This is a genomic window from Sulfuriflexus sp. (assembly GCF_032250955.1).
Taxonomy (GTDB): domain Bacteria; phylum Pseudomonadota; class Gammaproteobacteria; order AKS1; family AKS1; genus Sulfuriflexus.
On sequence record NZ_JAVVES010000079.1, the window covers coordinates 1 to 11,127 of the forward strand.

An 11,127-nucleotide genomic window follows, 5' to 3' on the forward strand; every position below is an offset into this window, starting at 1 on the left:
CAATGTGTTATCGAATCTAAATCCCCTCACCCTAACCCTCTCCCGAAGGGAGAGGGAATTAACGGGACAGCAGTGATGGCAAGACGAATTTTTGAATAATGAATGAAAACCGCTCGTTGGAAAATTGCAGTCATGTATTTTTCTGTGCGCGCGGTGGCATCAAGCCAGCTGGCGGGTTTTTATGAACAGACAGGATTTACAGGACAAAACGGCATTCAAGCGGTGGCACGAACAACATCATGTTAATCCTGTAAATCCCGTCCAATAAAAAGGCCCCGCACTGCAGGGCCTTTTTATTTAAGATACGTCAGTCTTACTTGCCGCCACGCTCGAGATTATCGAGGTAACGCTCGCTGTCCAGGGCGGCCATACAACCGGAACCGGCCGAGGTGATGGCCTGGCGATAGATATGATCGGCAACATCCCCGGCGGCGTAGACACCCTCAATCGACGTCTGCGTGGCATTGCCCTGTGAGCCACCCTTGACGGACAGGTAACCGTGTTCCATATCGAGCTGGCCTTCGAAGAGGTCGGTGTTCGGCTTGTGACCGATGGCGATGAAGACACCGTGCACGTCGATCTCTTTTGTCGCCCCATCCTGCGTGTTCTTGATGCGCAGGCCGGTTACACCACTATTGTCACCGAGCACTTCGTCAAGCTCGTGGTTCCACTCGATGGTGACATTCCCGCTTTTCGCTTTTTCGAGCAGCTGGTCGGCGAGGATTTTCTCGGAACGGAAGCTGTCGCGGCGATGGATGACAGTGACATGTTCAGCGATGTTGGCAAGGTACAGGGCCTCTTCAACCGCGGTGTTGCCGCCACCGATCACGGCGACCTTGCGGCCCTTGTAAAAGAAACCGTCACAGGTCGCGCAGGCAGAAACGCCGCGGCCCTTGAAGGCCTCTTCGGAGTCGAGGCCCAGGTACATGGCGGAGGCGCCGGTGGCAATGATTAAAGCGTCGCAGCTGTACTCGCCGGCGTCACCGCTGAGCTGGAATGGCCGGCTGCCCAGATCAACCTTGTTGATATGGTCGGAGATGATCTCGGTATCGAAGCGTTCGGCATGCTCGCGCATGCGTTGCATCAATTCCGGGCCTTGTACACCCTGCGGGTCGCCGGGCCAGTTATCCACGTCGGTGGTGGTCATCAGCTGGCCACCCTGCTCCAGGCCGGTAACCATGACCGGCTCCAGGTTGGCGCGGGCGGCATAAACCGCGGCCGTGTAGCCGGCAGGACCGGAACCGAGAATCAGCAGTCGACAATGCTTTTTATCACTCATTTGTATAATGTCTCCGTATAAAACTGTGGTTGTTCACCCAGGGTTGGAGGTGCAAACTGTAGGTCAAATTTATTGCCACTATATTACGGAAAGCCCGGCGGCCGGTAAAGCAAAGTCGGTTGGCGGCTTCGAGCAAGGTAAAGGTGGAGGTCGTACATGGATATTGGTATCCCGAAAGAGATCAAGGTGCTCGAGGGGCGCGTGGCACTCGTGCCGGCGGCGGTGGCGGAGCTGTGCCGGTTTGGGCACGGCGTCTTTGTCGAGACCGGTGCCGGTCAGGCCAGTGGCTATAGTGATGCCGCTTATGCGCAGGCCGGGGCGCAAGTCGTCGACAATGCCGCCGGCTTATATGCCCACTCGCGTCTTATCGTCAAGGTCAAGGAGCCGGTGGCCGGGGACCTTGAGCACCTGACCAGGGATCACATCGTCTTTTCCTATTTACATCTCGCTGCCTTGCCGGAACTGACCCGGGAGTTACAGGCCATCGGTTTGACCGCTATCGGTTTCGAAACCATTGCGGCAGGGCGACAGTTGCCCCTGCTGGCACCGATGAGCGACATCGCCGGTCGCCTGGCGGTCCAGATCGGCAGCAACCTGCTATACCGCCCGCAGGGGGGCAAGGGCCTGCTGCTTGGTGGTTTGCCCGGCGTGGAGCGGGGCCGGGTCGTGATTCTCGGCGCGGGTGTGGCCGGTGGCAACGCCGCACTGGTGGCCGCGGCACTCGGCGCCGAGGTGACGGTATTTGACCGCGACCGCGAGAAACTGGCCCGAATGCGGGCGCTGGGCGGCAATGTCACCGGTCTGCACAGCTATGGGGAGAGCATTGCCGAGGCCGTGCGGGGAGCGGATTTGCTGATAGGGGCGATTCTCGTCCCGGGCAAGAAGGCCACGCACCTGGTCAGCGAGGCCATGGTCAAGAGCATGCAGGCGGGCAGTGTCATTGTGGATATCGCGGTGGATCAGGGTGGCTGCATCGAGACCACCCGCCCCACCGACTATAGCCAGCCGACGTTTGAACAGCACGGGGTGACCCATTTCGGGGTCACCAACATGCCCGGGGCGGTGCCCAGAAGTGCCACCCAGGCACTTTCCGCAGCGATTCTGCCGTGGCTTGAGCGCCTTGCCGCGCCGGGCTGGCGGGAGGAGCCCATCCTGGCCGGGGCGGTGAATGTGGATGCCGGAAAAGTGGTCCACCCGGCACTGCTGGGTTAAGCTATATATTCCCTTCACAGGGATGGTCTTATTGAGTAAAACTCGTTAAGATTAAGAAAGTTACATAAAAAACCTCTTATTTTAAATTAGTCAGAACGGTTACCCACTTGGCCCAGGCAAAACGTAAATCATCTACCGCTAACATAAACACGATTAACCACCATCGCGGCCTGCGCGAAGGCAGTCTGCTGGTGCTGGGGGCCATCGGTGTCTACCTGTTGCTCTGCCTGCTGACCTACCGGATCTCCGATCCTGGCTGGTCACAGAGTGCCGGCCAGCCGGGCAATGTCAACAATGCCGGTGGCGTTGCCGGGGCGTTGTTTGCCGACGTATTCCTGTATCTATTTGGCCTGATGGCCTACCTGTTTCCGATTATGGTTATCTATAGTGGCTGGTTGTTATTCCAGGGTCGTAACCTGACCGGCGGCTTTAACACCCGTCAGTTTGCCCTGCGCGCGGCGGGTTTCCTGCTCACCCTGGGAGCCGGGGCGGGACTGGCAACCATGCATGTGCAGCAACCCGGCCTGGCTTTGCCGCTGAACCCCGGAGGAGTCCTGGGTGACCTGACCGGAAACGGCCTGGTCAGTATGTTTAGTTTCCTCGGCGCGACCTTGTTCCTGCTGGCCTTATTCCTCACCGGCGTGACCCTGTTTACCGGCCTGTCATGGTTCTGGCTCATGGATATGGCGGGTAAATACACGCTGCTGTTGCTGGCCCTGTTACGTGAGCAGGTGAGCCGCTTCAGTGAATACCTGCAAGGTCGTCGGGCGCGTATCAAGCGTAATGATACGGTCGAGGTCGTCAAGCGCAAGAGCCTGACGCGCAAGCCGCCGCGTATCGAGCCGATAGTGGAGTTGCCGGAACCCGGCGTGCGTGCCGAGCGTGAACGCCAGGTACCGTTATTTGACACGCCCGATGATACGCCACTGCCGCCACTCTCGTTGCTGGACGTCCCCAAGGCCATTGAAAATCAGCTATCTAAAGAGGCCCTGCAGGCCATGTCGCAGTTAGTAGAGATGAAACTGCGGGACTTTAACATCGAGGTTGAGGTGGTCGCCGTGCACCCCGGTCCGGTGATCACGCGCTTTGAGCTGCAACCGGCACCGGGTTTGAAGGCCAGCAAGATCAGTGGCCTGGCCAAGGACCTCGCCCGTGCCATGTCCATTGTGAGTGTGCGCGTGGTTGAAGTCATTCCTGGCAAACCCGTTATCGGTCTCGAGGTCCCTAACGAGGTGCGCGAGATCGTGCGTCTGCGTGAGATCGTCAATTCCAGAGAATATGAAAGCCATGATTCGAAACTGTCCCTGGCGATGGGCAAGGACATTGCCGGCTATCCGGTGGTGGTAGACCTGGCGAAGATGCCGCACCTGCTGGTCGCCGGCACGACCGGTTCGGGCAAATCGGTGGCGATCAATGCCATGATCCTGAGTCTGCTCTACAATGCTACACCGCACGATGTGCGCGTCATCATGGTCGATCCGAAGATGCTCGAGTTGTCTATCTATGAGGGCATTCCGCACCTGTTAACCCCGGTGGTCACGGATATGAAAGACGCCGCTAATGCACTGCGCTGGTGTGTGGCGGAAATGGAACGTCGCTACAAGCTTATGGCGGCACTCGGGGTACGCCACCTGACCAGTTATAACCGTAAGGTGAAAGAGGCGAATGATAAAGGTGAGCCGATTCCTGATCCGACTTTCGTCAAGGAAGATGGCCTGGATGAAGAGCCGCCGATGCTGGAACATCTGCCCTACATCGTGGTCATAATTGATGAGCTTGCCGACATGATGATGATGGTCGGTAAAAAGGTTGAAGAACTTATCGCCCGCTTGGCGCAAAAGGCACGCGCCTCCGGTATCCACCTGATCCTGGCGACGCAACGGCCGTCAGTGGACGTGATCACCGGTTTGATCAAGGCCAATATCCCGACCCGTATTGCCTTCCAGGTCTCGACCAGGATCGATTCGCGGACAATCCTCGATCAGGGGGGCGCCGAGCAGCTCCTCGGGCACGGCGACATGCTCTATATGGCCCCGGGAACCGGCGTGCCCACGCGTATACACGGCGCCTTTGTTTCTGATGAGGAAGTGCACAAGGTTGTTGATAACCTGAAGAGCAAGGGCGAACCTGATTACCTCGATGCCATAATCAGTGAAACTAGTGGCGATGGCGTGCCGGGTCTGACACCTTCGGAAGGAGGCAGTGGCGACGAGATGGACCCGCTCTATGATCAGGCCGTGGCGATTATTACCGAATCACGGAGGGCCTCGATTTCGGGCCTGCAGCGTCGCCTGAAGGTCGGCTATAACCGTGCCGCACGCATGATCGAAGAGATGGAAGCAGCAGGTGTTGTCAGTGAAGTACAAAGTAACGGTCAGCGTGAAGTGATTGCGCCACGGCCACCAAAAGGTTAATGATGAAAAAATTATTGTGTTTGTTGCTGTTGTTAATGCCCTTGCCGGCACTGGCAGGTATCGGGGATGTGCGTCTGAAGGCTTTTTTTGAAGAGGTTGATTCGATACGTGCCGACTTTGTGCAGCAGGTACTGAACCCGCAAAACCAGGCCTTGCAACAGACCAGTGGCACCATGCTGTTGTCACGCCCCGGACGTTTTCGCTGGGATTATACGCAACCCTACAGGCAGTTGATTGTCGCCAACGGCGAAAAGGTCTGGTTGTATGACGTTGACCTGGAACAGGTAACGGTGAAGAAGTTTGACGCGGCCATGGGTAGTACGCCGGCCCTGTTACTCAGTAGTGGCGCGAATATTGAAGACAATTTCAGTGTCCGCGATCTCGGTATGAAAAATGATCTTGCCTGGGTCGAGCTGACGCCGAAGAATAAAGACAGCGGCTTTGAAAAGCTGTTGCTCGGTTTTGGCGAACACAATCTGCAACACATGGAGCTGCAGGACAGCTTTGGCCAGTTGACCCGGCTCAGCTTCACTAATATTGAACGCAATCCTGAACTCGAGTCTGCCCAGTTTGATTTCGTACCACCAGCGGGCGTGGATGTCATTGGCGAGTAAGTTGCCCATGTTGCAGCCCGGACTTACATGAACCCCGATCTCTTTTCTGCACAAACGCCGGATGCCGGCAAGCCACTGGCGGACCGCATGCGTCCGCGAAGCCTCGAGAATTTCTTTGGCCAGAATCACTTGCTTGCGGCAGGCAAACCCTTGCGCAACGCGATTGAATCCGGTGCCTTGCACTCGATGGTGTTCTGGGGACCGCCGGGTACCGGCAAGACCACGCTGGCGCGAATGCTGGCTAACTATTGCGGTGCCGAGTTCCTGAGTCTGTCGGCGGTCTTGTCCGGGGTTAAGGATATCCGTGCCGCAGTCGATCAGGCCAGGCAGCGTCAGACGAGTGGTAAACAGACTGTGCTATTCGTTGACGAGGTGCATCGCTTTAACAAGGCACAGCAGGATGCTTTCCTGCCTTATGTTGAAGACGGCACGTTGCTCTTTATCGGTGCCACGACAGAAAACCCTTCATTTGAATTGAACAACGCCCTGTTATCACGTTCGCGCGTCTATGTGTTGCGTCAGCATGAAGCGGAGGAGTTGTTACGTATTCTACGCCATGCCCTCGAGGATACCGAGCATGGTCTGGGCTATCCGCCCTCGAGTATGAGTGACGCACAACTCATGCTGTTCGTACAGGCCGCCGATGGTGATGCGCGCCGAGCCCTGAATCTGCTTGAGATTGCCACTGATTTAAGTGATGGCAATGTTGTCAGTGACGAGCTTATCAAGGAGGTCGTCGCGGGTGGTATGCGTCGTTTCGACAAGGGTGGCGAGGTCTTTTACGATCAAATCTCGGCCCTGCATAAATCGGTGCGCGGCTCTTCACCTGACGGGGCGCTGTACTGGTTGGCGCGTATGCTCGATGGTGGCTGTGACCCTCTGTATATCGCCCGGCGCGTGGTGCGCATGGCCTCGGAAGACATCGGCAATGCCGATCCGCGCGCCTTGCAGGTTTGTATGAGTGCCTGGGATACGGTGGAACGCCTCGGTAGTCCGGAGGGCGAGCTGGCACTGGCGCAGGCCCTGGTTTACCTTGCTGTCGCACCGAAGAGTAATGCAGTCTACAAGGCCTTTAACATGGCCATGGCCGATGTCCGGGAAAGCGGCAGCCACGAGGTGCCCTTGCACCTGCGCAATGCGCCGACCAAGCTGATGAAGGAACTCGACTACGGCAAGTGCTATCGTTACGCGCATGATGAGCCGGAGGGCTACGCCGCGGGAGAGAACTATTTCCCCGATGAGCTGGCGCCGCGCTCGTACTACGTGCCAGTGCCGCGTGGACTGGAAGAAAAGATCGCCGCCAGGCTGCAGCATTTTCGCGAGCTTGACAGGCAATACAAAAACAACAAATAAAAGGGCAGCTTACCCTTATGTCACAACTCGTCTTTATTGCCGCCGGCGGGGCGCTGGGCGCGGTTATGCGCTTTGGTGTGTCCAACGCGGTGCATGCCGTGACCGGTCGAGACTTTCCGTATGGCACGCTGACGGTCAATATACTCGGCAGCCTGCTGATGGGGGCGCTGTATGTGTTGCTGGTGGAGCGCCTCATCGAAACCGTGGAATGGCGCGCATTCTTGCTGGTGGGGGTACTGGGGGCGTTCACGACCTTTTCGACCTTCTCGATGGAAACCGTGGCCCTGATCGAGGGCGGTGAACCGTTGCGGGCCCTGCTGAATATGTTACTGAGCGTGACGGTCTGTGTGCTCGCGACCTGGTTGGGTGTGCTGGCGGTTCGACAGCTTTAAGGGGAGAGAATGATGGCAATAAACGTTACAATGGTACGGATCTACCTGACCGAGGCCGATGCGCAGCTAAAGCCGTTGCTGAAACAGCTGCATGACGAGGAGCAGGTCAAGGGCGTCACGGCATTCCGAGGAATTGCCGGTTTCGGTGCCTCTGGCAAGCTACACTCTTCGACACTGGTCGATTTATCACTCGACCTGCCCGTGGTGGTCGAGTTTTTTGATACGCCCGAAAAGGTAGACAAGATACTGCAACACCTGTCGATACAGATTAAGCCGGGCCACCTGGTGCACTGGTCGGCCGAGGTGAATGCCTGAACCCGGTTATAGATTAAGACAGAGACAGACGATGTTAGACCCACAATTACTCAGAACAGACCTGGAAGCGACGGCCGCGAAACTGGCGCGCCGTGGTTTCGCCCTGGATATTGCCACGCTGCAGGCACTGGAAAAGAAGCGCAAGAGTGTGCAGATGGAAACCCAGGCCCTGCAAAACGAGCGCAATACCCGCTCCAAACTGATCGGCAAGGCCAAGGCGAGTGGTGAAGACATCCAGCCGCTGCTCGATGAAGTGGCGGAACTGGGTGACAAGCTCAAGGCGGCCGAGACAGAACTGGCCGAGATCCAGGCGCAGTTGAACGCGATCCTGCTCGGCATCCCGAATATCCTCAGCGACAAGGTGCCGGATGGCAAGGATGAGGATGACAACGTCGAGTTGCGCCGGGTTGGCGAACCGACGGTACTGGATTTTGAGCCAAAGGATCATGTCGACCTCGGTGCCGATCTGGGCATGCTGGATTTCGAGATCGCCGCTAAACTGACGGGTTCGCGCTTTAGTTACATGAACGGCCCGTTGGCCAGCCTGCATCGCGCCCTGACCCAGTTGATGCTCGACACGCACAGTCGTGAACATGGTTATGCCGAGGTATATGTGCCTTACCTGGTGAACAGTGACAGCCTGCAGGGCACCGGCCAGTTGCCGAAGTTCGGTGAAGACCTGTTCGCGCTTAAAGGTGAGCATGACTATTACCTGATCCCCACCGCCGAGGTGCCCGTGACCAACATTGTTCGCGACGAGATCCTCGAAGCGGCACAGTTACCGATGAAATTTGTTGCCCACACGCCGTGTTTTCGTAGTGAGGCAGGGAGTTACGGCAAGGACACGCGTGGCATGATTCGCCAGCACCAGTTCGAGAAGGTCGAGATGGTGCAGATCGTCGAACCGGACAAGTCCTGGCAGGCGCTCGAGGAACTGACCGGCCACGCTGAAAGCATCTTGCAGATACTTGGTTTGCCGTACCGGGTGATGGCCTTGTGCGCGGGGGATGTCGGCTTTTCCGCGGCGATGACCTACGATCTCGAGGTCTGGCTACCGGGGCAGGGCAAGTACCGCGAGATATCCTCTTGCAGCAACTTCCTTGATTTCCAGGCCCGACGTCTGCAGGCGCGCTGGCGCGCACCGGAGCAGAAGAAACCGGCCCTCGTGCATACGATTAATGGCTCAGGCCTGGCCGTGGGTCGTACCCTGGTCGCGGTGATGGAAAATTATCAGCAGGCCGATGGCAGCATTGTCGTTCCCGAGGCACTGCGTGGCTATATGGGTGGGCTTGAACGGATTAGCGCCTCATAACCCTGTATTTTCACGGGGTTTCATAAAAAACAGGTGGGCATCTTTTGCCCATGACGCGGCCGGGTTATATAATGCCCGGCCATTTAGTGTAAGCAGCCAGCAAGGTAGTTTCTGACCATGGATTTTTTACCGGTATTCATGCAGTTAAACGGTCGCGATTGTCTCGTGGTCGGTGGTGGTGAAGTCGCCTCACGCAAGGCCGCCTTGCTGATTGACGCGGGCGCCACGGTCCATGTGCGCGCCCCTGAACTGTCGAATAGTTTGCAGGATTGCCTCGACGAGGGTCGTATCCAGCACCGTAACGGCCCGTTTGAAGAAGCGGATGTGAATGGCATGACGCTGGTGATTGCGGCGACCGATAACGCCAAGGTGAACGCGGCGGTGCATGCTGCGGCTACTGCAGGGCACATCCCGGTCAATGTCGTGGATGCCCCGGATCTGTGTACCTTTATCATGCCTTCTATTGTCGACCGTTCACCCGTGATTGCGGCGGTATCGACGGGTGGCTCGTCGCCGGTGCTGGCGCGTATGATTCGCTCGCGTCTCGAGACCATGTTGCCGAGTGCTTATGGCCGTCTCGCGAAAATGACGGCGGACTTCCGTGACAAGGTGAAGGACCGCTTCGACAAGCCCGCTGATCGACGCCTGTTCTGGGAGCATATCCTGCAGGGCTCAGTGGCCGAGATGGTCTTTGCCGGCCGGGATGAAGAGGCCGTCAAGGTGATTGAGAAGACCCTCGCCAGCCCGGATGCCGTGCAACGTGATATGGGCGAGGTCTACCTCATCGGGGGCGGGCCAGGAGATCCTGATCTTTTGACCTTTCGCGCCTTGCGTCTGATGCAACAGGCCGACGTGGTCGTGCACGATCGCCTGGTCTCGAAAGAAGTGCTGGATCTGTCACGTCGTGATGCCGAGCGCATCTATGTTGGCAAGGAGCGCTCTAACCATGCCGTGCCACAGGAAGACATTAACCAGTTGCTGGTACGTCTTGCGAAAGAGGGCAAGCGTGTTTGCCGCCTGAAGGGCGGCGATCCGTTTATCTTCGGCCGCGGTGGTGAAGAGATTGATACGCTGGCGGAAGAGGGCATTCCATTCCAGGTCGTACCCGGCATTACTGCCGCAGCGGGTGCTTCGTCGTACACGGGGATCCCGCTGACCCATCGTGACTACTCGCAATCAGTGGTGTTCGCTACCGGGCACCTGAAAGACGGCTCGATCAACCTGAACTGGCAGGCGCTCGCGCAGCCGAACCAGACCGTCGTCTTTTACATGGGGCTGGTCGGTCTCAGTACTATTTGCGAAAAACTAATCGAACACGGTATGCCGGCGGATACACCGATTGCACTGGTGCAGAAGGCGACGACACCGGAGCAGCGACTGTTTACCGGCGATCTCGCCAGTATGCCGGACGTAGTCGAACGTGAAAACATCAAGGCACCAACCCTGATCATTGTTGGTAACGTGGTTAAATTACATGACCGGCTGAACTGGTATGATGAGTCAGCCTATTGGGCTGTTGCGAAGGATTAACCAGCAGCGGTGTCTGTCTGGCCATTATGCCTGATTACAAAGGCTTCAAATTCTGCGGCAGGTAAAGGCGGACTGTAATAGAAACCCTGAATCTCTTCGCAGTTATTCGCCAGCATAAAATTGAGCTGTGTTTCGGTCTCCACGCCCTCGGCGATGACACTCATGCCAAGGCTATGTGACATGGCCATGACAGCCTTGGCGATCGAACCATCATCGCCTTCACCAATGTCTTTAACAAATGAGCGATCGATCTTGATGATGTTCAAGGGTAACTGGCGCAGATAACTGAGCGAGGAGTAACCGGTGCCAAAATCATCTATTGAGATAGTAATACCTTTTTCCCTGAATTTTCCCAGAATAGTGATGACGTTATCCATGTCATGCACAGCCATGTTTTCGGTAATTTCCAGGTCCAGTAATGAGGGTGAGAGCCGGCTCTCGTCCAGGATGCTGATTACGGCATCGTGAAAGTCTGCATCAAGCATTTGTAATGGAGAAAGATTCACGGCTACGCGTAAGCGGCCAATGCTGGCATCATTCCATCTTTTTGCCTGTGCACAGGCATCTCTGAGAACAAAATCGCCAAGTTGTTTGATCAGCCCGGTCTCTTCGGCAACAGGTATAAAATCGGGCTCTTCGGAAAAATTAGTGGGTAAAAATATAGCGAATTTGGAGCAATAGAGATAGTTTTCTGGAAATTGGAGGG

General features: G+C 56.7%; 11 protein-coding genes. 9 read left to right on the forward strand and 2 right to left on the reverse strand.

Annotated elements, in window-relative coordinates:
• Positions 1 to 102: 102 nt before the first annotated feature.
• Positions 103 to 246: a hypothetical protein gene (locus RQ738_RS12005; RefSeq protein ID WP_314165474.1), complete on the forward strand. Its 144-nt coding sequence runs from the start codon at positions 103 to 105 to the stop codon at positions 244 to 246.
• Between the two features lie 67 nt (positions 247 to 313).
• On the opposite strand, the gene trxB is transcribed toward RQ738_RS12005, so the two are convergent.
• Positions 314 to 1,279, reverse strand: coding sequence for a thioredoxin-disulfide reductase (gene trxB, locus RQ738_RS12010; RefSeq protein WP_314165475.1), 966 nt, complete (start codon positions 1,277 to 1,279; stop codon positions 314 to 316).
• 156 nt (positions 1,280 to 1,435) lie between these two features.
• Here trxB and ald point away from each other — a divergent pair, with 156 nt between their 5' ends.
• The 8 genes from ald to cysG all read left to right on the forward strand — a co-directional run bounded on the left by ald (position 1,436) and on the right by cysG (position 10,421).
• Positions 1,436 to 2,491, forward strand: a complete 1,056-nt coding sequence (gene ald / locus RQ738_RS12015) for an alanine dehydrogenase (RefSeq protein ID WP_314165476.1) — start codon at positions 1,436 to 1,438, stop codon at positions 2,489 to 2,491.
• A gap of 107 nt (positions 2,492 to 2,598) precedes the next feature.
• Positions 2,599 to 4,905, forward strand: coding sequence for a DNA translocase FtsK (locus tag RQ738_RS12020; protein WP_314165477.1), 2,307 nt, complete (start codon positions 2,599 to 2,601; stop codon positions 4,903 to 4,905).
• Between the two features lie 2 nt (positions 4,906 to 4,907).
• Complete coding sequence (lolA, locus tag RQ738_RS12025) at positions 4,908 to 5,519, forward strand: outer membrane lipoprotein chaperone LolA (RefSeq protein ID WP_314165479.1); 612 nt, start codon at positions 4,908 to 4,910, stop codon at positions 5,517 to 5,519.
• Between the two features lie 27 nt (positions 5,520 to 5,546).
• Positions 5,547 to 6,872 carry a replication-associated recombination protein A gene (locus tag RQ738_RS12030; RefSeq protein ID WP_314165480.1) on the forward strand — a complete coding sequence of 442 codons (1,326 nt, stop codon included), beginning with the start codon at positions 5,547 to 5,549 and terminating at the stop codon, positions 6,870 to 6,872.
• Between the two features lie 17 nt (positions 6,873 to 6,889).
• Positions 6,890 to 7,264 (forward strand): fluoride efflux transporter CrcB, encoded by a 375-nt coding sequence (crcB, locus tag RQ738_RS12035; protein ID WP_314165481.1) that lies wholly within the window; start codon positions 6,890 to 6,892, stop codon positions 7,262 to 7,264.
• A gap of 12 nt (positions 7,265 to 7,276) precedes the next feature.
• Positions 7,277 to 7,579, forward strand: coding sequence for a DUF190 domain-containing protein (locus RQ738_RS12040; RefSeq protein WP_314165482.1), 303 nt, complete (start codon positions 7,277 to 7,279; stop codon positions 7,577 to 7,579).
• Between the two features lie 31 nt (positions 7,580 to 7,610).
• Positions 7,611 to 8,891 carry a serine--tRNA ligase gene (gene serS / locus RQ738_RS12045; RefSeq protein WP_314165484.1) on the forward strand — a complete coding sequence of 427 codons (1,281 nt, stop codon included), beginning with the start codon at positions 7,611 to 7,613 and terminating at the stop codon, positions 8,889 to 8,891.
• Between the two features lie 117 nt (positions 8,892 to 9,008).
• Complete coding sequence (cysG, locus tag RQ738_RS12050) at positions 9,009 to 10,421, forward strand: siroheme synthase CysG (RefSeq protein WP_314165485.1); 1,413 nt, start codon at positions 9,009 to 9,011, stop codon at positions 10,419 to 10,421.
• Here the strand turns inward: cysG and RQ738_RS12055 are convergent.
• The coding region (locus tag RQ738_RS12055; protein WP_314165487.1) for an EAL domain-containing protein at positions 10,418 to 11,127 on the reverse strand (710 nt) is incomplete at its 5' end. The two genes, cysG and RQ738_RS12055, sit on opposite strands and share 4 nt — an antisense overlap.

What these genes read in the sequence shown, in the direction of transcription:
- RQ738_RS12005 (WP_314165474.1), top strand. Translation starts at nt 103, where the DNA reads ATGAAAACCGCTCGTTGGAAAATTGCAGTCATGTATTTTTCTGTGCGC.
- serS (WP_314165484.1), top strand. Translation starts at nt 7,611, where the DNA reads ATGTTAGACCCACAATTACTCAGAACAGACCTGGAAGCGACGGCCGCG.
- RQ738_RS12030 (WP_314165480.1), top strand. Translation starts at nt 5,547, where the DNA reads ATGAACCCCGATCTCTTTTCTGCACAAACGCCGGATGCCGGCAAGCCA.
- cysG (WP_314165485.1), top strand. Translation starts at nt 9,009, where the DNA reads ATGGATTTTTTACCGGTATTCATGCAGTTAAACGGTCGCGATTGTCTC.
- crcB (WP_314165481.1), top strand. Translation starts at nt 6,890, where the DNA reads ATGTCACAACTCGTCTTTATTGCCGCCGGCGGGGCGCTGGGCGCGGTT.
- trxB (WP_314165475.1), bottom strand. Translation starts at nt 1,279, where the DNA reads ATGAGTGATAAAAAGCATTGTCGACTGCTGATTCTCGGTTCCGGTCCT.
- lolA (WP_314165479.1), top strand. Translation starts at nt 4,908, where the DNA reads ATGAAAAAATTATTGTGTTTGTTGCTGTTGTTAATGCCCTTGCCGGCA.
- ald (WP_314165476.1), top strand. Translation starts at nt 1,436, where the DNA reads ATGGATATTGGTATCCCGAAAGAGATCAAGGTGCTCGAGGGGCGCGTG.
- RQ738_RS12040 (WP_314165482.1), top strand. Translation starts at nt 7,277, where the DNA reads ATGGCAATAAACGTTACAATGGTACGGATCTACCTGACCGAGGCCGAT.